The sequence below is a fragment of the Amnibacterium sp. genome (assembly GCF_025463795.1).
Lineage (GTDB): Bacteria > Actinomycetota > Actinomycetes > Actinomycetales > Microbacteriaceae > Amnibacterium.
Genome location: NZ_JAODBE010000095.1, coordinates 1 through 23,054, shown reverse-complemented (window position 1 = coordinate 23,054; position 23,054 = coordinate 1). Strand labels below are relative to the sequence as shown.

Annotated in this window: 23 protein-coding genes and 1 tRNA gene; 13 read left to right on the top strand and 11 right to left on the bottom strand. The window is 71.3% G+C overall.

The window, feature by feature from the left end:
• The first annotated feature begins 203 nt into the window (after window positions 1-203).
• Complete coding sequence (locus tag JWQ92_RS08865; RefSeq protein WP_297344094.1) at window positions 204-893, top strand: hypothetical protein; 690 nt, start codon at window positions 204-206, stop codon at window positions 891-893.
• 121 nt (window positions 894-1,014) lie between these two features.
• Window positions 1,015-1,287 (top strand): hypothetical protein, encoded by a 273-nt coding sequence (locus JWQ92_RS08860; protein WP_297344093.1) that lies wholly within the window; start codon window positions 1,015-1,017, stop codon window positions 1,285-1,287.
• Window positions 1,288-1,335: 48 nt separating this feature from the next.
• On the opposite strand, the gene JWQ92_RS08855 is transcribed toward JWQ92_RS08860, so the two are convergent.
• On the bottom strand, window positions 1,336-2,640 hold the full coding sequence (locus JWQ92_RS08855) for an MFS transporter (RefSeq protein ID WP_297344092.1): 1,305 nt from the start codon (window positions 2,638-2,640) through the stop codon (window positions 1,336-1,338).
• 224 nt (window positions 2,641-2,864) lie between these two features.
• On the opposite strand from JWQ92_RS08855, the gene JWQ92_RS08850 reads away from it, so the two are divergent.
• Window positions 2,865-5,630, top strand: a complete 2,766-nt coding sequence (locus JWQ92_RS08850; RefSeq protein ID WP_297344091.1) for a LuxR C-terminal-related transcriptional regulator — start codon at window positions 2,865-2,867, stop codon at window positions 5,628-5,630.
• Between the two features lie 42 nt (window positions 5,631-5,672).
• Here JWQ92_RS08850 and JWQ92_RS08845 read toward each other — a convergent pair whose 3' ends face one another.
• The 3 genes from JWQ92_RS08845 to JWQ92_RS08835 all read right to left on the bottom strand — a co-directional run bounded on the left by JWQ92_RS08845 (window position 5,673) and on the right by JWQ92_RS08835 (window position 7,956).
• Window positions 5,673-6,464, bottom strand: coding sequence for a DUF4389 domain-containing protein (locus tag JWQ92_RS08845; protein ID WP_367276723.1), 792 nt, complete (start codon window positions 6,462-6,464; stop codon window positions 5,673-5,675).
• Entirely contained in the window at window positions 6,461-7,180 is a 720-nt protein-coding gene (locus JWQ92_RS08840; protein ID WP_297344090.1) for a DUF2306 domain-containing protein, read from the bottom strand. The genes JWQ92_RS08845 and JWQ92_RS08840 overlap by 4 nt, the downstream gene beginning before the upstream one ends.
• 104 nt (window positions 7,181-7,284) lie before the next feature.
• Window positions 7,285-7,956, bottom strand: a complete 672-nt coding sequence (locus tag JWQ92_RS08835) for a hypothetical protein (protein ID WP_297344089.1) — start codon at window positions 7,954-7,956, stop codon at window positions 7,285-7,287.
• Window positions 7,957-8,405: 449 nt separating this feature from the next.
• Here JWQ92_RS08835 and JWQ92_RS08830 point away from each other — a divergent pair, with 449 nt between their 5' ends.
• The 5 genes from JWQ92_RS08830 to JWQ92_RS08810 all read left to right on the top strand — a co-directional run bounded on the left by JWQ92_RS08830 (window position 8,406) and on the right by JWQ92_RS08810 (window position 12,533).
• The gene (locus JWQ92_RS08830) at window positions 8,406-9,734 is read left to right on the top strand and encodes a serine/threonine-protein kinase (RefSeq protein WP_297344088.1); all 1,329 of its coding nucleotides are present in this window, start codon (window positions 8,406-8,408) and stop codon (window positions 9,732-9,734) included.
• A 397-nt stretch (window positions 9,735-10,131) separates the two neighbouring features.
• Window positions 10,132-10,602, top strand: coding sequence for a hypothetical protein (locus tag JWQ92_RS08825; RefSeq protein WP_297344087.1), 471 nt, complete (start codon window positions 10,132-10,134; stop codon window positions 10,600-10,602).
• On the top strand, window positions 10,599-11,831 hold the full coding sequence (locus JWQ92_RS08820) for an NRAMP family divalent metal transporter (protein ID WP_297344086.1): 1,233 nt from the start codon (window positions 10,599-10,601) through the stop codon (window positions 11,829-11,831). The genes JWQ92_RS08825 and JWQ92_RS08820 overlap by 4 nt, the downstream gene beginning before the upstream one ends.
• Window positions 11,828-12,226, top strand: a complete 399-nt coding sequence (locus tag JWQ92_RS08815) for a hypothetical protein (protein WP_297344085.1) — start codon at window positions 11,828-11,830, stop codon at window positions 12,224-12,226. Before JWQ92_RS08820 ends, JWQ92_RS08815 begins: the two co-directional genes overlap by 4 nt.
• A complete protein-coding gene (locus tag JWQ92_RS08810) occupies window positions 12,213-12,533 on the top strand; it encodes a PRC-barrel domain-containing protein (protein ID WP_297344084.1) in 321 nt (106 codons plus the stop codon). Before JWQ92_RS08815 ends, JWQ92_RS08810 begins: the two co-directional genes overlap by 14 nt.
• Window positions 12,534-12,910: 377 nt before the next feature.
• On the opposite strand, the gene JWQ92_RS08805 is transcribed toward JWQ92_RS08810, so the two are convergent.
• Entirely contained in the window at window positions 12,911-13,936 is a 1,026-nt protein-coding gene (locus JWQ92_RS08805; RefSeq protein ID WP_297344083.1) for an aldo/keto reductase, read from the bottom strand.
• Window positions 13,937-14,098: 162 nt separating this feature from the next.
• Here JWQ92_RS08805 and JWQ92_RS08800 point away from each other — a divergent pair, with 162 nt between their 5' ends.
• Complete coding sequence (locus tag JWQ92_RS08800; RefSeq protein WP_297344082.1) at window positions 14,099-14,710, top strand: TetR/AcrR family transcriptional regulator; 612 nt, start codon at window positions 14,099-14,101, stop codon at window positions 14,708-14,710.
• A gap of 61 nt (window positions 14,711-14,771) precedes the next feature.
• Here JWQ92_RS08800 and JWQ92_RS08795 read toward each other — a convergent pair.
• Window positions 14,772-14,844, bottom strand: a tRNA-Glu gene (locus JWQ92_RS08795).
• Window positions 14,845-14,919: 75 nt separating this feature from the next.
• Window positions 14,920-16,272, bottom strand: coding sequence for a cellulase family glycosylhydrolase (locus JWQ92_RS08790; RefSeq protein WP_297344081.1), 1,353 nt, complete (start codon window positions 16,270-16,272; stop codon window positions 14,920-14,922).
• Window positions 16,273-16,401: 129 nt separating this feature from the next.
• On the opposite strand from JWQ92_RS08790, the gene JWQ92_RS08785 reads away from it, so the two are divergent.
• Window positions 16,402-17,040 carry an MBL fold metallo-hydrolase gene (locus tag JWQ92_RS08785; RefSeq protein WP_297344080.1) on the top strand — a complete coding sequence of 213 codons (639 nt, stop codon included), beginning with the start codon at window positions 16,402-16,404 and terminating at the stop codon, window positions 17,038-17,040.
• Window positions 17,041-17,126: 86 nt separating this feature from the next.
• Here JWQ92_RS08785 and JWQ92_RS08780 read toward each other — a convergent pair whose 3' ends face one another.
• Genes JWQ92_RS08780 through JWQ92_RS08765 form a run of 4 tightly spaced genes read right to left on the bottom strand, consistent with a single transcriptional unit; the run spans window position 17,127 to window position 19,910 of the window.
• Complete coding sequence (locus JWQ92_RS08780; protein WP_297344079.1) at window positions 17,127-17,873, bottom strand: ABC transporter ATP-binding protein; 747 nt, start codon at window positions 17,871-17,873, stop codon at window positions 17,127-17,129.
• The gene (gene modB / locus JWQ92_RS08775; protein ID WP_297344078.1) at window positions 17,870-18,643 is read right to left on the bottom strand and encodes a molybdate ABC transporter permease subunit; all 774 of its coding nucleotides are present in this window, start codon (window positions 18,641-18,643) and stop codon (window positions 17,870-17,872) included. Before modB ends, JWQ92_RS08780 begins: the two co-directional genes overlap by 4 nt.
• Before the next feature lie 29 nt (window positions 18,644-18,672).
• Complete coding sequence (gene modA, locus JWQ92_RS08770) at window positions 18,673-19,491, bottom strand: molybdate ABC transporter substrate-binding protein (protein WP_297344077.1); 819 nt, start codon at window positions 19,489-19,491, stop codon at window positions 18,673-18,675.
• On the bottom strand, window positions 19,488-19,910 hold the full coding sequence (locus tag JWQ92_RS08765) for a molybdopterin-binding protein (protein ID WP_297344096.1): 423 nt from the start codon (window positions 19,908-19,910) through the stop codon (window positions 19,488-19,490). Before JWQ92_RS08765 ends, modA begins: the two co-directional genes overlap by 4 nt.
• 98 nt (window positions 19,911-20,008) lie before the next feature.
• Between JWQ92_RS08765 and JWQ92_RS08760 the strand changes: the two genes are divergently transcribed.
• The 3 genes from JWQ92_RS08760 to moaC form a co-directional block, all read left to right on the top strand.
• Window positions 20,009-21,085: a ThiF family adenylyltransferase gene (locus JWQ92_RS08760; protein WP_297344076.1), complete on the top strand. Its 1,077-nt coding sequence runs from the start codon at window positions 20,009-20,011 to the stop codon at window positions 21,083-21,085.
• A 1-nt stretch (window position 21,086) separates the two neighbouring features.
• Complete coding sequence (gene glp, locus JWQ92_RS08755; RefSeq protein WP_297344075.1) at window positions 21,087-22,274, top strand: gephyrin-like molybdotransferase Glp; 1,188 nt, start codon at window positions 21,087-21,089, stop codon at window positions 22,272-22,274.
• 36 nt (window positions 22,275-22,310) lie between these two features.
• A partial coding sequence (moaC, locus tag JWQ92_RS16915; protein WP_367276722.1) for a cyclic pyranopterin monophosphate synthase MoaC occupies window positions 22,311-23,054 on the top strand: 744 nt, incomplete at its 3' end.

Here is a 23,054-nt window from a genome sequence, read left to right as displayed (position 1 = left end):
CAAGCACATCTTCACCAAGCTCGACGTCACCAGCCGCCGGGCCGCGGTCCTCCGGGCCCGCGAGCGCGGCCTGCTCTGAAACGGCCACGGCGGCGAATCACCCCACGCACCACATCATCGGGTGGCGCCCTCTCACCCGGTCCGTTCCTACCTTCGGCACAGCCGCGGCATCACCGCTGCGGATCCGAATCAGGGAGCCCGACATGACCGTCACCACAACCAGCCTGACCCGAGCCGCGGGGGTGTGCGCCGTCGCAGGCGGCGTGCTGTTCCTCGCCGTGCAGATCAACCATCCGCATCTGGACCCCGAGTTCGCCACCACGACGGAGTTCGCGATCCGCCAGACGATGAAGATCGCGTTCGCGGGCCTCTCGCTGATCGGCATCACCGGCGTCTACCTGCGCCAGGTGAAGCAGACCGGCGTGCTCGGCTTGCTCGGATACGTCCTTCTTGCCGCCGCATTCCTCGCGATGACCTGCGTCGAGGTGATGGGTGTGGTCGCCCTCCCGGTCCTCGCCCACAGCGATCCCCGCTACGTCGGCGACGTCCTCGCCGTGGCGACCAACGGAACGGCCACCAGCGACCTCGGCCTGTTCCCGGCACTCAACACCGGCGTCGGCCTCGCCCTCGTCGGCGGCGGACTGCTGTTCGGGATCGCCGTGTTCCGCGCCCGTGTGCTCAACCGCTGGCCTGCCGCCCTGCTCGCCGTCGCCGTGGTCGCCACACTCGCCATCCACCTGCTTCCGCAGGTCAACGAGCGCCTCTTCGCGGTGCCGATCGGCGTCGCGCTCGCCGGCCTCGGCGTCGCCCTCCTGATCGAGCAGCGCAACCGCGTCGGCAGCAGGGCGCGAACCGCCGACGACGCCCGCCTCGACACCGCCGACGTCACGTGACTGCTCCAGCCCCAGCCCGCATCCGCCCGGTCGATCACCCCGACCGGGCGGATGCCCGACCTCGTGCCTGCGGCGAGCCGGAGGTCACGGTGCTCGAACCGCTCGGTCGCGAGGTCACCGGATGCGAGCTCCGACTCGGATGCACCGGACGGCGGTCCTCGTGATGCCGGGGACCGGACGCCGGTCGTCCGCCGACATCTACCGGATCCGCGTCGCCGGTCGCCTCGATGCACGGTGGTCGTCCTGGTTCGACGGATTCCACCTCCAGGCCGACCAGGACGGATCGACCAGTCTCACGGGAGCGGTCGCCGACCAGGCGGCGCTGCACGGGCTTCTCACCCGGGTCCGGGACCTCGGGCTCGAGCTGATCTCCGTGGCCAGGGTGACCGACTGAGCCCGGCGGACCAGGGCGGAAGCCTGCCCGACGGTGCTGGTCGGCCGTTCACCGAACGCGCCGCACCGGCAGGATCGCGCCGGCCGACAGGAGGGCACACACCCCCGCGAGTGCGTACAGGGCGGAGTAGTTCCCCCCGGTGAGCGCGAGGATCACGGCGGCGGCGGCCGGCGCGATCGAGAAGGGGAGAGCGCCGGCGATGTTGAACACGCCGAGGTTCTTCGCCGCGGTCCGCCGATCGGGAAGCACGTCCGCCACGAGCGCGAGGTCCACCGCCACATAGACGCCGTAGCCGAGCCCGCCGAGCGCCATCCCCACCAGGAAGCCGTTGAAGTCGGCCGCGAGGGCGATCAGGAAGAGGGCCGCGCCGTACACGATCGCTGCGGCGAGCACGAACACCTTCCGTCGCCCCGACCGATCCGAGATCCGTCCTCCGACGAGCGACGCAGCCACGACGAGCGTGGACTGGACCAGCGTCCCGAGGAACACCTGACGCGCCACGTCACCCTCGGCGCTGCCGAGTCTGCTCAGGAGGTAGTACGCCTGGTAGGTGACGAGGAACGCGTAGGCGAGCACGAAGAGGAAGCGGCTCGCGAACGCCCACGCGAAGTCCCGATGCCGTCGAGGGTCGAGGTAGAAGGTGGTGAGGAACTCCTTGAGCGACCAGGGAGGTCGGTCCGCAGGCGTCAGCCGCCGATCCTTCAGCGTCGCGGCGAAGAGCAGGATGAAGAAGCCGCCGATCGCGCACGGCGCAAGGAACATCAGCAGCTGATTCGGGGCGAAGAGCTGCACCACGAAGGTTCCCGTCACCGACGCCACCGGGACGCAGACGCCGAGGACGCCGGATACGAGACCCCGCTGCGGCGTGGGGACCTGATCCGGAAGCACCGCGACCTGCACGGCCAGGAGTGCGTTGAAGAACAGCTGAGCGATGCACCAGCCGACCAGCACGATCAGCACGCTGGGAGCGACGGCGACGATCAGCACACCGAGCGTGCCCCCGATCAGCCCGATGATCATCCACGGTCGCCTCATGCCGAACCGGGACGACGTTCGGTCGCTCAACCTGCCGAAGAAGGGATTGCCGACCATCGCGACGAGGGCACCGACAGCCGCGACGAGGGCGAGCGCGCCGGGCGCTCCGCGCGCTCCGACGAGGACGTTCACCTTCAACGCCAGCGTGACGAGCAGGGGCGCGATCAGCACCAGACAGGTGCTCATGAACGCGAGTGTGTAGAGCGTGACGAACGCCCACCCGACTCGCGGCAGGTCGGGCCCGTCGGGGGCGGTCGAAGCCGGAGGACCGGTGGCGATCGTGCCGTCACCGCTCGAGAACGTGGACTGCCGGGGCATGAGGCTCTCCTTCACCGGAACGAGCCGATCGAGCGCCTGAAGACGTTCGCACCGCGTGCGCCCAGGTGTACACCGATCGGGCGCTCCCCGCACCACGGATCGGATACGAGGCGAGCCGGACGGCCTTCACGCTTCGCGCCCGTGCGCGTGCGATTCCGTGGCAGGGTGACGAGCGAACCCCGGGACGACAGGTCCCGGGCGTCACTGGCTGAAGGTGCACCCCGGTGTCCGGTCAACTGCTCGAGTCGAAGCTCCGCCTGCCGGCGCCGCATCGTGACCTGGTTCCCCGGGCGAGGCTGACGGAGCGGCTGGACCGCGGACTCGACTCGAGGCTGACGCTCCTCTCCGCTCCGGCCGGGTTCGGCAAGACCACGCTGCTCGCGGCCTGGCTTCGGGCGGGCTCCGGACGGGCGCCCGACGCGCGGTGGGTCGCATGGCTGTCACTCGACCACGACGATGACGAGCCCGTCCAGTTCTGGGCGGCCGTCATCGCCGCTCTCGCCGTCATCACCCCGGATTTCGGATCGCGCGAAGCGGAGCTGCTCCGCGGGTCTCAGCCACCGCCGCTCCGAGCGGTGCTCACCGGGCTGCTGAACGATCTCGCGACTGTGGATCGCGATGTCCTGCTGGTCCTCGACGACTATCACGCCATCGAGTCGCTCGAGATCCACGAGAGCATGGCGTTCCTCGTCGACCATCTCCCGCCGCGAATCCATGTGGTCATCGCCACCCGGGCGGATCCTGCACTGCCGCTCGCCCGGTTGCGGGCGCGCGGCGAGTTGACCGAGCTCCGGGGGGCGGACCTGCGCTTCACCTCCGTCGAGGTCTCGGCCTACCTCACGCAGGCGATGGGTCTGACGATGGCCGCGGAGCTGACCGCAGCACTGACCGGGCGGACGGAAGGATGGATCGCCGCGCTGCAGCTCGCGGTGCTCTCGATGCAAGGCCGCGACGACGTCGCGGGATTCGTCCGGGCCTTCTCCGGCAACGACCGATACGTCGTCGACTACCTGGTCGAGGAGGTGCTGCAGAACCAGCCCGAGGCGGTCCGGACCTTCCTGCTCGAGACCTCAGTCCTCGGACGAATGACCGGGCCGCTCTGCGACGCGGTGACCGAGGTGAGCGGCGGCGCGGCCACCCTCGAGACGCTGGAGCGAGCCAATCTCTTCCTCGTCCCGCTGGACGACGCCCGACGCGCCTACCGCTACCACCAGCTCTTCGCCGACGTCCTTCAGGCCCGCCTGCTCGACGAGCGGCCCGAACGGATACCCGGCCTGCACCGGAGGGCCAGCGAGTGGTACGCACGGCACGACGACTCGACAGCAGCCATCACGCACGCGCTGGCAGCGGGCGACCCCGGACCCGCGGCAGACCTGATCGAGCGCGCGATACCGGCATTGCGCGGAGACCGACGGGAGTCGACCCTGCGCATCTGGCTCGAGCGTCTCCCCGCCGACCTCGTCCGGGTGCGCCCGGTGCTGAGCGTGGGCTACGCCGGCGCCCTGATCGCGATCGGGCAGGTCGACGGTGTCGAGCCCCGACTGCGTGACGCGGAGCGCTACCTGCACGGCGGCCAGGACGTCGCCACTCCGTCCGAGGAGGCACCGGCCCGTGCACCCGTCGTCGTCGATCGGGAGGAGTTCGCTCGCCTCCCGGCGGCCATCGCCGTCTATCGAGCGGGACTGGCCCTGACGCTCGGGGACACCGCTCGGACGGTGGCTCAGGCGACGAGGGCGCTCGAGCTCGCCCAGCCGGATGACCACGTGCGGCGTGGCGCGGCGGCAGCTCTGCTCGGCCTGTCGGCCTGGGGCGATGGGAACCTCGAAACGGCCTACGAGGCGTACGTGGAGTGCTCCTCGAATCTGCTTCGAGCGGGGTACGTGGCCGACGTGCTCGGCTGCGCCACCACGCTCGCCGACATCCGCATCACGCAGGGCAGACTGCACGAGGCGATGCACGTCTACGAACGCGCCCTGCAGCTCGCCTCCGCCCGAGCCGTTCCGGTCACACGCGGTACCCCGGATCTGCACGTCGGACTGAGCTCCATCCACGCCGAGCGCGGCGATCTGCGGCGAGCGGACGAGCACCTCCGGCGTGCGCGAGAAGCGGGCGAGCATGCCGGCATGCCCCGCTACCGATACCGATCCCTCGTCACGGAGGCGTTCATCCGCGAGGGCGAGGGCGACGTCGTCGGCGCCCTCGCCCTGCTCGATGCGGCGGAGCAGGACTACGTCGCCGACTTCGCGCCGGACGTGCGGCCGATCGCCAGTGCCCGGGTCCGGCTCTGGCTCCGGCTCGGCCGGGTGGATGACGCCCTCGTCTGGGCCCGCGAGCAGCACCTCTCGCCCGACGACGACCTCGACTACCTGCACGAGTACGACCACGTCACGCTCGCGCGATGCCTCCTCGCTCAGCAGCAGCGTGCGCCCGACGCATCATCCGCGGCGCTGGAGCTGTTGCACCGTCTGCTCGCTGCTGCGGAGTCCGGAGGCAGGACCGGGACCGTCATCGAGGTCCTGATTCTTCTCGCAGTGGCGCGACGGTCGAGCGGAGACGTTCCTGGAGCGGTGCTCGCCCTCGATCGGGCGCTGAGTCTGGCCGAACCGGAGGGCTACTTCCGTCTGTTCGCGGACGAGGGGTCGTCACTCGAAGCCCTGCTGCGACTCGCAGCGCGTCGCACCGCCCCCCGCACCGTCCAACGGCTGCTCAGGAGCATCAGCAGAGCGGATGGAAACCCGGTCCGTCCCGGCTCGAACGACCCGATGGAGCAGTTGAGCGACCGTGAGCGTGAGGTGCTCCGTCTGCTCAAGACGGACCTCAGCGGACCGGAGATCGCCCGCCGGCTCGTCGTGTCGCTCAACACCGTCCGGACCCACACGAAGAACATCTACGCCAAGCTCGGCGTGACGAGCCGCAGGGCTGCGGTCCTCCTGGCCGGCGAGCCCGAGCGTGCGCAGAGCCGAACGAACGCCCCGCCACGATCCTTCTGACTCGCTCGGTCGAGGGAGCCCGCCCCCCGATCACCGGCACCGTCACGAGCTGCTCGGGAGGACGCGTGACACCGCGCTGCCGGTGATCCCGCCCCGCAGCTCGAGGGGAGCCGTACCGTCCTCCCCCGCCCCGGCGGCACCCGTGAGCGCAGGTTCGGTCGCTCCCATGTCCAGGCGGAAGGGCGGGTACTCGTCGCGCATGAGCGCCACGTAGGTGACGACGCGATAGAGCCAGCGGTTGATGCCCAGAAGGAAGTCGAACAACGGCCGGGGGTACACGCCGGTGATGAGCAGGAAGGTCCCCGCGAGAACGACCAGGAGGTTGAGGATCGAGTAGCCGCCGAGGGCGGGGGCCGCCGTGGCCGTTCGCACGGCGGCTCCGGCCCACGGATACAGGAGGAGGTCGGCGACGATCAGGGCGACGACGGCCAGGTGTGGGAGCGCCAGCAGCCAGAACTTGATCACCACGAGTCCACGCGAGAGGTGCTCGGGGTACTCGACGTCGAAGTCGGCCGGATAGTCCGTCCGCGCGAGGGTGAACGGCGGGTACCGGTCGGTGCCGAGTGCCGCGTAGACGTAGAACCCGACGCGCCAGTTCCAGCGCATCACGCCGACGTTGAAGTCGAACAGCGCCCGTGGGTAGCGACCGGTGATGAGGATGGCGAAGCCGGCGAAGACCGTCGTGCTCACGAATGCGACTCCCAAGGCGGCGAGCACGATGAAGTGCGGGACCGCGAGGAACATCTTGACCAGCCAGAGCCAGCGGGAGAGGCCGGACGGGAGCCGGCCGGTCAGGCGTGCAGGATAGGCATCGGACCGGGGCCTGGTCGTCATCGGGTTCCTTCGATCGTTGTCGGGTCGAGCGGCATCCGCACGACGACGGTCCTTGCGGAGGCCCTCGCGCCACGGATCGAGCGGCGACGGATCACGAGCTCCGCGACCGCGAGGTTGAGGACCCACGCGGCTCCGATGGCGACCGCGCGTGAGATCCGGTCGTCGGACCCGAACAGGATCGAGCCCGGGATGAGGGCGATGGCCTGGGTCCCGGCAGCGACGCCCAGCGCATAGGCGCGGGTCATCCACGCACCGTGGACCGAATATCGGCGTCGCATCAGCGCGCGAACCGCGAGCACCAGGCTGAGCAGCATGTACGAGCCGAACACGACACGGATGACCAGCAGCGCCGGTCCGTCGCCGGCAGGGTGCGGGTAGACGGTGGCCATCCAGAGGCCGGACAGCGCCAGGACGAACCCGGCAGGCAGAAGCACACGGCCCGCCACCGTGTGCCAGCTGCGCCGGCCCCGGCGCAGCACCGGCACGAACTGGAACGCCCCGAACACGCTGAACAGCGTCGCGGACACGATGTGGAGGACGACGGGTACCGGGGAGTCGGTGAACCTCGCCGCGGCAGGAACGACCTGGGGTCCCCCGCCCAGCTGCGTGAGCCGGAGCGCGCCGGAGACGATCGGGATCAGGGCGAGCAGGATCAGCCCGAGCGGAACGAGCCAGGAACCCCACGACGTGCGGGCTCGTGTCGATGCGATGTCCATGGCCGGAACCTACGAGCGGGCATGGTGACCGGGCATCACCACATCAGGTGATTGCCCGACCGCGTTGTGGGCCGGCGCGACCGCGCCGGCCCACAGGTCCTCGATCACGAACTCGCCACGAGCTCTCGATCGGCCGGGCTGACGGCTGCAGTTCGACGCTCCGTCCACAGGGAGAATCCGAGCCAGGCCAGAGCGATGCCCATCGGGATCGCGGTCTTCGGCTGCGCTGCGTTCGGGAGCAGCGCGGCGACGGGCGCCAACACCGTCGACAGCGCGAGCAGCGCGCCCGCCAGGCGAGGCAGGATGCGAGCGCGGATCGTCGCGAGCCCGAACAGCAGGCCGCCGAACAGGTACAGCGGCCCGGTCATCGTCCACACGGTCGGGAGGACGCCGAGGTCGAACGTTCCGGCCGGCCCGTTGAACATCCCCATCCATGCGCCGACGAACGAGGGCGCGGCCGCAGCCACGTGAGGCAGGACGAACGCTTCGACGAAGCTGAATCCCATGATGAGCACCAGCCAGAGGCTCAGCAGCAGGTAGCCGATCAGCCCCAGCCAACCTGTCCTGGCCGCTTGCCTCGCATACAGTCCGGCCATGCCGAGCAGCCCGAAGAACGACATCCCGCACGCGACGACATGGACGAGTTCCCAACGCGTCGTGGTGACCGCCGCAGGGATGTTGGCCGGGTGGAAGACCCCGACCAGCACGTAGCAGATCCCCGCCAGCAGGGCTGAGAAGCCCGCGAAGCGGATCAGGTGGGAAGTGGTGATCTTCATGTCGGCTGTCCCTCGTGTGTTGGTGTCGGCCGACCGAGGTTGACACCGGCTCGGGGTCTTCCTGGTCGCTGCGAGGACGGTAGGAGCGGACGTGATGAACGCGGGTCATCACAACCGATGAGCCATGTGGTGATCTCGCCGCATCGTGGGCTGCGCGGAGGATGCCGTCCGGCCGCAGCCCGCTTCGTGCGTCCGTGGAGGCCGGAGAAGACGTCCTCCTGACCCTCTCCGGTCCCGATTCTCGGGCTCCGCATCACGATTGCCGTGCGATCGCGGAAGGAGCGATCCCGCAGCGTCCCCTCGGCCTACTGTTCCCGGCAACCGAGTACGGGAGAAGGGTTCCGTTGTCCACTACGCCCCAGCCGGGTACCGGGGCAGGCGGGCGGGCGCCGGGTGGGACGAACGGGGTTCCGGCCGCCGTTCTGAACGATCGGTATGCGATCGGGCCGATGATCGGCAGAGGCGGCGCCTCCACCGTGCACGCGGCCACGGACCTGCTGCTCGGGCGGCCGGTCGCGATCAAGATCTTCACGGCGAGAGCGGAATCGCCGGATGCGCTTCGGCTGCAGGAGGCGGAGGCACGGCTGCTCGGCCGGCTCAACCACTACGCCCTGACGACACTGCTCGATGCGGGCATCGAGGCCAGCGACCCGGATCGACCGCGGATCTTCCTCGTGATGGAGCGCGTCCCCGGCCTCGATCTGCGAGAGCGGCTGCGGCTCGGCCCACTCCTGGCCTCGCAGGTCGCGGCGCTCGGCTCAGAGATCGCCGAGGCCCTGCACTACGTCCACGAGCAGGGCTATCTGCACCGCGACCTGAAACCGGCGAACATCCTCCTCCTCGAGGATCGCCCCGACCGCCGCATCCGGGCGAAGCTGGCGGACTTCGGGATCTCCACGATCATCGGCGCCCACGACGGCCGGAACACCACGGGGACCGCCGCGTACATCGCACCGGAGATCGCTGAGGGCCGCGACGCGGAACCGGCCTCCGACGTCTACTCCCTCGGTCTGGTGCTCCTTGAAGCGGCGACCGGCCGTGTGGCCTTTCCCGGCAGTGTCGCCGAGTCGCTGCAGACGCGGCTCGAGCGTGATCCGGTCGTACCTGCTGACCTGCCCGCCGCCCTCGCGGACGAGTTCCGGCGGATGCTCGCCCGTGAACCCGGCGCCCGGCCACCTCTGCCCCAGATCGCCATCGACCTGCAGAACGCCTTCCTCGCCGAACTCGTGCGGGCTCGGACCCTCGACCCCACGGTGCTGTCGCACGATGAGGCGCAGCGCGTGTCTGCTGTTCGCCGCTACGACGTGGTCGACGGCGCCGCCGCAGACGAGACGTTCGACCGGGTCGCGGCCCTCGCCGCTCGCCTGTTGCGCGCACCCATGGCACAGGTCTCCGTTCTGGACGCCGAGCGCAACCACGTCCGCGGCGCCGCGGGGCTGCCGAAGTCGTACGCAGTCGAACGCACCGACGCGTTCTGCGCCGCGCCGGTGGCCGCAGGCGAACCGGTAGCGATCGAGGACGTCCGGTCGGACGCCCGGGTCGCCGGCAACACGCTCCTCGCCAGGCAGCCGAGCATCCGCTCGTACGCCGGCGCCCCGCTGGTGACGTCCGAGGGGTTCAGCATCGGCGCCATCAGCGTCTTCGACACCCGGCCGCGGGCTTTCGCGCAGCAGGAGCTCGCCGACCTCGCGGACCTCGCCGCGCTCGTCATGCGTGGGCTCGAGCTCCGCCTGGCCGCTGGAGCGAGCGCGCCGACTCGTCATCACAGGTTTCCTTGACCGCGTTGTTGCGTATCCGCGCCGATCGGCTGCCCGGCCGCGAGAACGCGCGACGAGCGCACCTGGACGTAATCTGGGCGATTCCTTCGCGTAGAGCCATCCTCACCCGAGCGTGGGCAGAATGCTTGTCGCGAGGCGACGATGACGGTCGGCCTCGTGGCTGCTCAGTGAGGAGAGGAGTGCCGACGGTGGACCTGCTCCCGGCTGTCGCGAAGACCCTCCTCGGTGGCGTGCTGGTGGTCGCGTTCGCGCTGCTCGCGCGGACTCCTCCGCGCGGCCTCGTTCGGGGCCTGCCCGGCCCCGCTCGTCTTCCTGATGTGTTCGGTGCGATAAGCGGTCGTCGGCGTCGGCCCCTTCCTGCCGGCCTGGGCGCTCGGCGCCACGAGGACGAACCGAGATGAGCACCATCGCCCCGCGCGCTCGAGGCCGCCGAGCTGCACTGGCACTGGTCCTGACGGGCGTCTGCCTGGGAACCGCGGGGTGCTCGCAGGCGTACTCGGCGTCCGGCCGGCTCGCGCAGGCCGCGTCGGACGCATCGGCCCAGACGCAGACCGGCGCCCTCACCCTTCGCTTGTCAGCCACCCACCGCCTGCCCTCGCCGGCGACCGACACCGCCCTCAGCGACGCGATCGACAAGCTCGGGCAGGACGATTCGTCCTTGACGAGCGCCGACGTCTCCGGCGGTCTCGAGACCGCGCGGACGCGCATCCTGAGCAAGGTCCGCACAGGCGAGGACCTTCTCGCCCGTGCGCGCCACCTGACCGAGGCGGGCGCCGGCCAGGCGACGACCGATGCTCTCGTGCGACAGCTGCAGGTGACCGCGAAGCAGCTCGCGGCGCTGCAGAAGCAGCTGCAGGGGTCAGGATGAAGGCGGTCCTCGGGCTCGCGCTCGGTGTGCTGACCGCCATCGGCGGCTTCGTCGACATCGGAGACCTGGTCACGAGCAGCGTGGTCGGCTCCCGCTTCGGACTCACGCTCGCCTGGGTCATCATCATCGGCGTCGTCGGCATCTGCCTGTTCGCCCAGATGTCGGGCAGGGTCGCGGCGATCAGCGGTCGAGCCACCTTCGAGATCATCAGGGAGCGTCTCGGTGCCCGGGTCGGGTTCGCGAACCTCGTCGCCTCGTTCTTGATCAACCTGATGACGCTCACCGCCGAGGTCGGCGGCATCGCACTCTCGCTGCAGCTGGCGACGAGCCTCCAACCGACGCTGTGGATCCCGGTCGCCGCGATCGCCGTCTGGCTCGTGATCTGGCGGGTCAAGTTCTCGATCCTGGAGAACGTCACCGGACTGCTGGGCCTCGCCCTGATCGTCTTCGCCGTGGCCGTCTTCCTGCTCCACCCCGACTGGCAGTCGCTCGGCGGTCAGCTGCTGCTGCAGTCGCCGTCCCAGGGTTCGGAGACACCGGCGACGTACTGGTACTTCGCGATCGCGCTCTTCGGGTCCGCGATGACGCCGTACGAGGTGTTCTTCTTCTCCTCCGGCGCGGTCGAGGAGCACTGGACCAGGAAGGACCTCGGTCAGTCCCGCGTGAACGTGCTGGTCGGCTTCCCCCTCGGCGCGCTGCTCTCCATCGCGATCTCGGTCACGGCGGCCATCGTGCTGCTCCCCCATCAGATCCAGGTCACCTCGCTGTCCCAGGTGCTGCTGCCGGTCGCGCAGGCCGGCGGCACGATCGCGGCGATCGTCGCGCTGCTCGGCTTCGTCGCCGCGACCTTCGGCGCCGCCCTCGAGACGACGCTCTCCTCCGGCTATTCGCTCGCCCAGTACTTCGGCTGGTCGTGGGGCAAGTTCCGCCGCCCGGCGAAGGCCGCCCGCTTCCATCTGACGATGATCATCTGCCTCGTCGTCGGCGCGGGCGTCCTGCTGACCGGCGTCGACCCGGTTCAGATCACCGAGTACTCGGTCGTCTTCTCCGCCATCGCTCTTCCGCTGACCTATCTCCCGATCCTGATCGTGGCCAACGACCGGGACTACATGGGGGACAAGGTCAACGGACGGGTGACGAACTTCTTCGGACTCGTGTTCCTCGTGATCATCGTGATCGCGTCCGTCGCAGCGATCCCGCTGATGATCATCTCGGCGGCCGGCTCATGACCGATCCCCTGCCCCAGGCGCCCAGCGTCGACGCGCGAGTGGTGGACGCCCGCCTTCACCTTCTCGATCGACAGGTCCTCGACGTCGAAGGCGACCCCGTGGCGACGGTCGACGACCTGGAGATCGCCGACCTCCAGTACGGAGAGCGCCTCCCCGATCGACCCGCGCCGACGATCAGCGCGCTCATCAGCGGGCCCATCCTCACGACCCGGCTCTTCGGCGGCCGGACTCCGCCTGGCCGCCTCCAGAAGATCGGATGGGACCTGGTCGCCGATCTCGACATCGTGTTCACGCTCGAGGTGAAGAGCGAGTCCCTCGAAGTGACCTGGTTCGAGCGCTGGCTGGCCTCTCGGGTCATCGGCAGGATCCCCGGAGGCGACCATGATCCTGAGTGAGCTGCTGCAGCTGCCGGTACTCGACGCGGTCGGCACGCGGATCGGAGTCGTCACCGACGTCCGATTCGCACTCGACCACGACTCCGGTGACGCCCACATGCTGGGCGTGCTGATCGGTCGCCGAAGCCGCGCGACGTTCCTCGGCTACGAACGCAAGACCGAGACCGCCCCCGCCCTCATCGCCCGCTTCCTCCGCTGGCGGGCCCGCGGATCCTTCCTCGTCCTCCTCGACGACGTCCGCTCGATCGAACCCGACGGCGTACGGCTCCGGACGGACTATCGGCGCTACTCCCCCGAACTGCCGTGACCGCCTCTCCGTGACCCAGCGGGATTTGAACCCGCGTCACCGCCGTGAGAGATCGCTCGACCCCGGCTGCAGGAGCAACGCGGACCTCTCGATCCGCGTGATTCCGGGTTCGTCGATCACCGGATCGGTGCTCCTTGCTGCCCGATCAGCAAACGAGTGCTGCCATTTCGTTGCCACGCAACCCGGAGGCTGACCGGACGACACGCCGATCCCCGAGCCCTGGAGAGTGGAGAGCTGGTCAGGGGCGAATATGCCAGCCGATGTGGGGCTGACGCGCTCGTCGGGCGGACGTAAGGGGAGCCGCCTGTTCCGCCCGCGCTCGACGCCGCGGCGTCCCTCCAGTCACCACGGCGACATCGCGCTGTCACCGCACGTGCTCACGCGGCGGACCGCTGCGCGCTGGGGCGGCGGCGCAGTGCCGGGTCGCCGACCTCAGGCCCTCGGTAGACCATGTCCATCGACCCGATGCTCTCCCCCGGCGGCACGATCGCGTCGATGCGATCGAGCACCTCGTCCGCGAGCACGACGTCGACACCGGCAAGGGTGTCCTCCAGCTGCTCAATCGTGCGGGGCCCGGCGATCGCCGAGGTGACACCGGGATGGGCGAGGACGAACGCCATGGCGAGGTGGGTCAGCGTCAGCCCGACCTCATCGGCGAGAGCGACGAGCTCCTCGACCGCCGCGAGCCGGCGCTCATCCCGGAAATGCCGCATGCCCGTCCTAGTCGACCGGAAGTTGTCGTTCTCCTGCCCCGCCCGGTACCGGCCCGTCAGCGTGCCGCCGGCGAGCGGGCTGTAGACGAGCGTGCCCATCCCGTACCGCTGAGCGACCGGCAAGATCTCACGCTCGATCTCGCGGTCGAGGACCGAGTAGTTCGGCTGCTCCGTTCGGAACCGCTCGAATCCGCGCCTCTCCGCCACCCACTGCGCCTCGACGATCTCCGAACCCCGCATCGAGGACGAGCCGATCGCGCGGACCTTGCCCTGGCGGACGAGGTCGGTGAGTGCGGAGAGGGTCTCGTCGATGTCCGTGTCCGGGTCCGGCCGGTGCAGCTGGTAGAGGTCGATGTGGTCGGTCTGCAGGCGGCGGAGCGACCGCTCGACCGCGTTCATGATCCAGCGGCGGGATGCGCCGCGGTGGTTGATGTCGTCGTCGACCGGTCCCCAGAACTTCGTGGCGAGTACGACCTCGTCCCGGCGCCCCTTGAGCGCCTCGCCGACGACCTCCTCCGAGTCCCCGTAGCGGTCGGCGGTGTCCACGAAGTTGATGCCCGCGTCGAGCGCGCGGCGGATGATCGCGATGCCCTCCAGACGGTCGGGATTGCCGAGCGAGCCCAGCATCATGGCGCCGAGGGCGTACGGGGTCACCTTGATGCCGGTGCGGCCGAGCGTGCGGTACTGCATCTGTCTTCTCCTCGCGATCTTCACCGTGTCCGGGAGGAGGCGGTGGCCTATGATCAGGATCCGGAACATGGCTCCGGTTGAGTGTCGGGAGTTAGTGGAACATCGTTCCGTTCCAAAGCTACTCTATGCGGAACGGTGTTCCGCTCACAAGCAGGGAGTCATGTGCCGACCAGCCGCAGCAGCACCCGGAGCCGGGACCGTGGAGCGTCCCGGCCTACGCGGGCCGACGCGCGCCAGAACGTCGACGCCCTGCTGGAGGCGGCGAAGGCGGTTTTCGCCGAGGCCGGTGTGAACGCCCCGGTGCGCTCCGTAGCCGAGCGAGCAGGCGTCGGCGTCGGAACGCTCTACCGACACTTCCCGCTCCGCTCGGACCTGATCTCGGCCGTGTTCCGGCGCGAGATGGACGCCTGCGCGGACGCCGCAACCGAGATCGAGGCGGCCTTCCCACCAGGCGAAGCGCTGGACCGCTGGATCATGCGCTTCACCCAGTTCGTCGCGACCAAACGGGGCCTGGCCGCCGCACTGCACTCCGGCGACCCCGCCTATGAGCCGCTCGCCGAGTACTTCTCCACCCGGCTCGCCCCGACGCTCGAGCGCCTGCTGGTCGCCGCTACGAGAGCCGATGCGATCACCCAGGACGTCGAGGCGACCGAGCTCCTCGGCGCTGTCGCGAACCTGTGCCACGGGGGTGGGCCCGACCCGAGAAGCGCCGAGCACGCTGAGCGCATGGTGCGACTCCTGCTCGCCGGGCTCCGCGCGCCCCAGCTCACCTGATCGGCGCACTCATCCTCCGGGAACGAGAAAAACCCCCGGTCAGACCGGGGGTTTCAGCTCGTGACCCCAGCGGGATTTGAACCCGCGTTACCGCCGTGAGAGGGCGACGTCCTAGGCCGCTAAACGATGGGGCCGGACCGCTGCGGCGTGCCGCAACGGTCGTCAAGTATGCCACATCCCGCGACCGCCAGACGATGCCGCCGATCCGTCTACTCCCCGAGGCCGGCCTGCAGCTGCTCGAGCAGCGGCGCCCGGACGGCGCAGGAGGCGAACGCGAACGAGTCGGCGAGCGCGTCCAGCTCGCTGCCGTCCAGGCCGCGGAACCGTTCGGCGTACTCCGTGGCGAGGGGCTGCGCGAGCGTGATGTTCAGCAGCAGGGTGCGGACCCAGTCGAAGCGGCCCCACGGATACGGATCGAAGTGCGGCGCCTCCCGGGCGACCAGCTCCTGGACGGGCCGGGTGACCTCGCGGACGCCCTCACCGTCGCTCCCCCACTGATCCACGCCCAGACGCTCCTTCTGCGCCACGAAGTCGTCGAAGCGGCGCCGGTACGGGGTGTCCGGCCGCACCGACACCAGCCCCTGGCGGCCGAGGTCCTTGTACATCCAGAGCGCCCACCCGGCGCCGTGCTCCCGGTACAGGTCGAGCTGGTCGGCGAGGATGCGCCGGCGGAGGCGGTCCCGTTCCTCGTCGCCGGTGTAGATGGGCCCGAACTCCCCCACGAGGATCGGCGTGCCCGTCGCTCTCGCGTACGCGGATCGCTCCAGGAACTTGGCCTCCGCGGCCTTGGGGTCGTACTCGCTCGCGCGGCCGAGTCCGGCCGGTACGTAGTCGTGCAGCGTGTAGACGGCGTTCTCGAACGGCTCGTCGAAGACGGTGAAGTCCGTGGCGTAGGTGTTCCCGTCGAGGTAGAGCACGTGGTCGGGGTCGATCTCGCGGATCGCCCCGACGAGACGCCGGTAGAAGGGCCCGACCGCGCCGGTCTCGTCGGCGGGCTCGTTCAGCAGGTTGTAGCCGGCGACCCAGGGGTTGTCGCGGTAGTGCGTGGCGATGGCCTGCCAGATGTTCACGACGCGGTCCTGGAAGTGCGGATGCTCCCAGAAGCCGGGGATGTGGGTGGCGTTGTCGGAGTGCCAGTGGTGGTTCTGCGAGCCGGGCAGGGCGTGGAGATCGACGATCGAGTAGACCCCGTTGCGGGCGAGCGCGTCGATCGCCCGGTCGAGGTGCCGGAACGCATCCGGCTTGATCTCGAACGGTCTGGCGTCGTCCTCGAAGTGCTTGTAGCCCACCGCGATCCGGGCGAGGTTGAACCCGCTGCGGCCGAGGAACTCGGCGTCCTCCTCCGCGAAGAAGGCCTGGAGGAGGCGCTCGAAGAACGCGTCGGCGCGGTCGTCGCCGAGCACTCGGCCGACCTCCCGGCGCATCAGGGTCTCGTTGCCGGAGTAGCCGGTGATGAAGTTCTCCATGGTCAGCCAGCCACCCAGGCAGATCCCGCGCAGGTGGATGGGCTCGCCCGTCGGAGCAAGGAAGCGGTCCCTCGAGACCCGGATCGTGGTGGCCATCGCGACTCCTTCAGCGCCGATCGATCGAAGGAACGGTGTTCGCTCCCCGCCTGGCCAGGATACGAAGGGGATCCGCTGGACGCTGACACCGTGCAGCGAAGCGTCACCGCGCGGGTGTTGGCTGTGACCATGCGCATCACGAAGCTCGAGCACGCGACGCTCGTCGTCGAGGAGGGCGGTCACCGGCTCGTGATCGACCCGGGCAGCCTCACCAACCCCATCCTCGGACTCGAAGGCGTGCAGGTGATCGTCATCACCCACGAGCACGCCGATCACTGGACCGCCGATCAGCTCCGCCGGATCCTCGAGATCAACAGGAACGTCGTCGTCTTCGGCCCGGAGGGAGTCGCGAAGGCCGTCGAGGGGGTCGACGTCGTCGCGGTGCACGCGGGCGAGACGCACGACTACGGCGACTTCGTGCTCAAGTTCTTCGGGGGCCGTCACGCGGTGATCCACCCGTCGATCCCCGTCGTCGACAACATCGGCGTGCTCGTGAACAACCGCCTCTACTACCCCGGGGACTCGTTCACGATCCCCGAGGACGTGGTGGTCGAGACCCTGGCCGCCCCGGCCGGTGCGCCGTGGATGAAGATCAGCGAGGCCATGGACTACGTGACCGCCGTCGCGCCGAAGCGCGCGTTCCCCACCCACGACGGCGTGCTGTCCGCCGCCGGCAAGGCGCTCGCCAACGACCGGCTCCGCGCCGTGACCGAAGCGGCAGGAGGGCAGTACTACCCCCTGCACAGCGGCGACTGGATCGATGTCTGACGCCCTCGGGCACATCACGACCGACCCCGACGGTCCGCCGGCGGAGCCCCGGGGTGCGGGGCGGTCGAGGCCGACCCGCGGACCGGTCATCCGCCGGATCCTCCGTCCTGGCCCGCGCCGGCGAGCAGGCGGGTGACCACCGGATCGGCGGGCTCGGCCCGCAGGCCCGCGAGCGGCCCCCGCTGCAGCACCCGGCCCGAATCGAGCACCACGACCTCGTCGGCGAGGGCCTCGGCGTCGGCGACGTCGTGGGTGACGACGATCGCGGATCCGGGGAACGAGTCGAGCACCCCGCGGATCGACGCGCGAAGCGCCGGGCGCAGCTCGGCGTCGATCGCGGCCAGCGGCTCGTCCAGCAGCAGGAGCGCCGGACGCCGGACCAGCGCGCGGACCAGCGCGATCCGCGCCGCCTGACCCCCGGACACCTGGGACGGGCGACGGTCGGTGAAGTCACCGAGGCCCTGGTCCTCGAGGGCGTGCTGCGCCTGCTCGCGCGCATCCGCCCGTCCGGCGCCCGCGGCGCGGAGGCCGAACGCGACGTTGTCGAGCACCGTGAGGTGCGGGAACAGCGCCGGCTGCTGCAGCACCAGACCCACCGGACGGCGCTCGGGCGGCTCGAAGCCGCGACCGCCGTCGTCGAGAAGCACGCCGTCGAGCACGATCCGGCCGCCGCTCAGCGGCGTGATGCCGGCGAGGGTGGCGAGCGCGGTCGACTTGCCGGCGCCGTTGCGGCCGACGACCGCGAGCACCGTGCCGGGCGCCAGCACCAGCTCGGCGTCGAGCTCGAACGCGCCCCGCCGGACCCCGAGCCGGGCCTCGAGGGCGCCGGTCATGCCCGCAACCCGGTGAGCCACCGCTCGCGGAGCGCGAGCAGCACCGCGAGCGCGACGACCACGAGCACGACCGCGATCGCGATGGCGGATCCGGGATCGTCCGTGAGCGCGATGTAGGCGGCGACGGGCAGGGTCTCCGTCACCCCCGGCAGGCTGCCGGCGAACGTGATCGTGGCGCCGAACTCGCCGAGGGCGCGGGCGAAGCTCAGCACGGCGCCGGCGGCGAGGCCCGGCGCGGCGAGCGGCAGGGTCACCCGCAGGAAGGTGGCCCAGGGCGAGGCGCCGAGAGTCGCGGCGGCCACCGCGAATCGCGGGTCGACGCCGCGCAGCGCGCCCTCGACGCTGAGGACGAGGAACGGCAGGCCGACGAAAGCCTGCGCGATCACGACGGCGGCGGTCGTGAACGGGATGGTGATCCCGAACGCGGCGAAGAGCGGCCGGCCGAGCAGCCCCGTCCGCGAGAGCAGGAGCAGCAGGGCGATGCCGCCGACGACGGGAGGCAGCACGAGCGGCGTCGCCACCACGGCCCTGGCCACGCGGGTCAGGAGCCGCGGCCACCCGTCGGAGCCCGCGAGCACGGCGGCCAGGGGCACGCCGAGGACGACGCAGACGACGGTCGAGGCGAACGCGGTGCCGAACGACAGCCCGAGGGCGGGCAGCACGACCGGGCCCGCGAGCAGGCCGCCGAGCTCGCCCCACGGTGCGCGGACGAGGAGCGCGACCAGCGGCCCGGCGAGGAGCACGCCACCCACCACCGCCGGCGCGATCATCGCCCGCGGCGTGCGACCCGTCGTCCGCCTCACCGCGGCGGCAGGAACCCGGCGGCGGTCAGGTCCGCGGCGCCGTGCTGCACGACGTAGTCCGTGAAGGCCTTCGCCAGCGCAGGGTTCTGCGAGGCCGACAGCGGAGCGATCGGGTAGGCGGTGATCGCCCGCGCCGCCTGCGCGAACGGGATCCCCTTCACCTTCCCGCCGGCCGCCAGCACGTCCGTGCGGTAGACGAGCCCTGCGTCGGCGTCGCCCGTCTCGACCTTCGTGAGCACGCTCGTCACGTCCGGCTCGTAGCTGTCGGGCTTCGCGGCCACCCCGGCGAGCGCGAACACCTGCTGCGCGGCGGTCCCGCACGGCACCTGCCTGTCGCAGACGACGATCGTCTTCGAGGCGGTGCCGAAGTCCTGCAGACCGGTGATGCCGCCCGGGTTCGACGGCGGCACGGCGATCTCCAGCCGGTTGCGCGCGATCGTGACCGGTGCGGCCGCCGCCAGCTTCGCACCGGTCACAGTCCCCATCGTCTTCGTGCTGGCCGCGGCGAAGACGTCGACGGGGGCGCCGGCGACGATCTGCGCCGCGAGCGCGGAGCTGCCGCCGAAGCCGAACCGCACCGTCGTGCCCGGATGTGCGCTCCCGAACGCAGCGGCGAGCTTCGGGAGGACGGTGTTCAAGGACGCCGCGGCATCGACGGTGATCGTCCCGCTCAGGGCGGGACTGCTCGACCCGGTGGGTGAGACCGGTGCAGCGGGCGTCGCGCTGCGCGGCTCCGAGCACGCGGCCAGTGCGAGGCCCGCGACGCCGAGGACCGCGACGAGCAGGATCCGCTGCGAGCGGGCGATGCCGGTCATCGGTGCTCCTTCCGCACGTCGCTCCGCTCGATGACGACCGTGGTCGCCTTGACGGCCGCGGTCGCGAGCACGCCGGGCTCGAGCCCGAGGGCATCCGCAGCCTCCCGGCTCATCAGCGAGACGAGGCGGAACGGCCCGGCCTGCAGGTCGACCTGGGCCATGACGCCGTCGCGCACGACGCGGGTCACGATGCCGGGGATCCGGTTGCGCGCCGAGGAGGCCGTGTTCGAGGGGACGAGCCGGGCGAGCGGCGACTCCGCCGCGATGTCGGCGGCGAGGGTGGCCAGCTCGACGCCGTCGACCGTCGCGCGCGCGCCGTCGCGGTGCACGGTGATGCGCCCCGCCTCCGCCCAACGCCGCAGCGTGTCATCGCTGACCCCGAGCAGGGCTGCTGCGTCGGCGACGCGGATGCGGTCCACCATCGGCTCTCCTTCCGCGAATACGGCCCCAACCCTAGAGGAATGCCGCGAGTACGGCGCTGACGGTTCGCCCTGCCGCCGGATGCCAGGATCGAGGCATGTCCGCCCCGCGCACCGCCGACCGGTTCGCCCGGCAGGTCGCGTTGAGCGGCTTCGGGCGAGCGGGTCAGGACCGGCTCGCCGCTGCTCGTGCGGTCGTCGTCGGTGCCGGTGGTCTCGGATCCGCGCTGCTGCCTGTCCTCGTCGCGAGCGGGATCGGCACGGTCGTCGTGGTGGACGGCGACGTGGTCGAGGTCACGAACCTCCACCGCCAGACGCTGCACGGCGGACGCGACCTCGGCACCGCGAAGGCGGCATCGGCCGTCGCCGCCCTCGAGATGCTCGCTCCGGCGGGCACGACCCTGCTCGCGGAGCCGCGCTTCGTCGATGAGACGTCGGTCGGCGCCCTGATCGCGGGCGCCGACGTCGTCGTGGACGCGACCGACTCCCTCGAGACGCGGTACCTGCTCGACGCCGCGACCGACGCGGCGGCCGTTCCGCTCGTCTGGGGCTCCGCGACGGGCACGACCGGCCAGGTCGGCGTCTGCCTCCCCGGCTCGCCGCGCTGGCGCGATCTCTTCCCCGCCCGGCCCGCGGACGACGACGTCGTCACCTGCGCGGTCGGTGGCGTGCTGCCGACCCTCTGCACCACGATCGGCGGCCTCATGGCCACGGAGGTGCTGAAGGTGCTGACGGGCCTCGGGCGTCCGCTCGCAGGCCGGCTGCTCGTCGTCGACGCCCTCGCGCCCTCCGTCCGGGAGATCGCGTTCGGCGCCGCGGATCCGACCGAACCCATGCAGGAGGAGCCCCATATGGCGGAGAACGAGGACGTGGACGTGCAGGAGGTCGCGGCCCTGCTGGAGCGCCGCGAGACGGTGCAGCTGGTGGACGTGCGGGAGCCCTGGGAGGCGGACATCGCCAGCCTCCCGGGCGCGAAGCTCATCCCGCTGGGCAGCCTGCAGGACCGGATCGGGGAGCTCGACCCGGACGTCCCCGTGATCACCTACTGCCACCACGGGATGCGGAGCGCCGACGCCGCCGACCGGCTCGCGGCCGCGGGCTTCGACGCGCGATCCATGGCCGGCGGGATCGACCGCTGGAGTCGCAGGGTCGACGACACGGTCCCCCGCTACTGACGTGGCCCGCCGCAGCGTCGACGAGCACGCCGCACGCATCGCGGCGCTCGTCGCGCCGGCGCTCGCGGGCCTCGGCACCGAGCTCCTGCCGCTGGCCGCCGCGCGCGGCCGGGTGCTGGCCGAGGAGGTGACGTCCGCGGTGCCGCTGCCGCCGTTCCGCAACTCGCAGATGGACGGCTGGGCGGCGCGTGCCGCCGAGGTCGCCGACGCACCGCTGCTGCTCCCGGTCGCCGGCGTGCAGGCCGCCGGGGCGGCGACCCCGCGCACGCTGCCTCCCGGCGCCGTGCTCAAGGTGATGACCGGTGCCCCGCTCCCGGACGGCGCCGACTGCGTCGTACCCGTTGAGGATGCGGAGGCGGAAGGCGACTCCGTGCGGATCCTCCGCGGGCGTGCACCCGGGGAGTTCGTGCGGGAGGCGGGCAGCGACCTGCCCGCGGGCGCCGTCCTGGGGCCCGCGGGGGCGCTCCTCACGCCGCGACGGCTCGCCGCGCTCGCGGCCGGCGGCGTGGCGGAGGTGCCGGTTCGCCGCCGGGCCCGCGTCGCCGTCCTGACCACGGGCGAGGAGATCGTCGCGCCCGGCCGCCCGCTGGCGTTCGGGCAGGTGTACGACGCCAACGAGACCGCGCTCGTCGCCCTGCTGCAGGAGGCGGGCGCGGATCCGCTGCCCCCGATCCGCACCCCCGACGATCCGGCCGCCTTCGCGGCGGCGCTCGACGTCGCGGTCAGGGTCGCGGACCTCGTGATCACCTCCGGCGGGATCTCCCACGGCGACTTCGAGGTCGTGCGGCAGGTGCTGGAGCCGCGCGGCGCGGAGGTCGTGGAGATCGCGATGCAGCCCGGCGGCCCGCAGGCCCTCGCATCGGTCGGCGGCACGCCGGTCGTGGGCTTCCCCGGCAACCCCGTCTCCACCCAGGTGTCGTTCGTGGTGCTGCTGCGGCCGCTGCTGCGCGCCGCCGCGGGGCTGCCGCCGATCGACGCGTCGATCGTGCCCCTCGGGGTCGCGCTCGCGTCTCCCGCCGGCCGCCGTCAGTGGCTGCGGGGCCGGATCGAGACCGGCCGCGCGACGCCCGTCGGCGGCCCGTCGTCCCACCTCGTGGCGACGATGGCCGACGCGGACGTGCTGCTCGACGTACCCGCGGACGTCGAACGGCTCGAGGCCGGGGATCCGATCGCCGTCCTGCCGCTCTGAACCGGCGCGGCCGGGCTCCGCTGCCAGAATCGGGGGATGGCCGACAGCCCGCTCCCCCACCTCGACGCCGACGGCCGTGCCCGGATGGTGGACGTCGGCGGGAAGGCCGTGACCCGGCGCACCGCGCTCGCCCGCGGCCGCCTCGAGACCACGCCCGAGGTCGTCGCGCTGCTCGTCGCCGACGGCCTGCCGAAGGCGGACGCGCTCGCGACCGCGCGGATCGCGGGGATCGCCGGCGCGAAGCGCACGAGCGACCTCATCCCGCTCTGCCATCCGCTCCCGCTCGACGGGGTGACCGTCGACCTCGTGCCCGACGGGGACGGCGTCGTGATCGAGGCCCGCACCCGCACAACGGGGCGCACGGGTGTCGAGATGGAGGCGCTCACGGCCGTCGCGGTCGCGGGGCTCACGCTGCACGACATGGTGAAGGCGGTGGACCCCCGCGCGACCCTGACCGGCGTGCAGCTCGTCGCGAAGAGCGGCGGCAAGCGCGGCGACTGGACGCGCGACACCGCCGACGAGGCGACCCGGCCGCCCGAACCCGAGCCCATGGGCGGCGCGGTGCTCGTCGTGTCGACCGGTGCGGCGGGCGGCGACCGTGAGGACACGACCGGCGCGCGCATCGTCGCCTGGCTCGAGGAGCTCGGACTCGTGACCCCGTCCGCGCGCATCGTGGCCGACGCGGACGTCGCCGAGGGCCTCCGCGCCGCGCTCGTGGATCGCCCCGCGGTGCTGCTCACGACCGGCGGCACCGGTCCCAGCCCGACGGATGCGACGCCC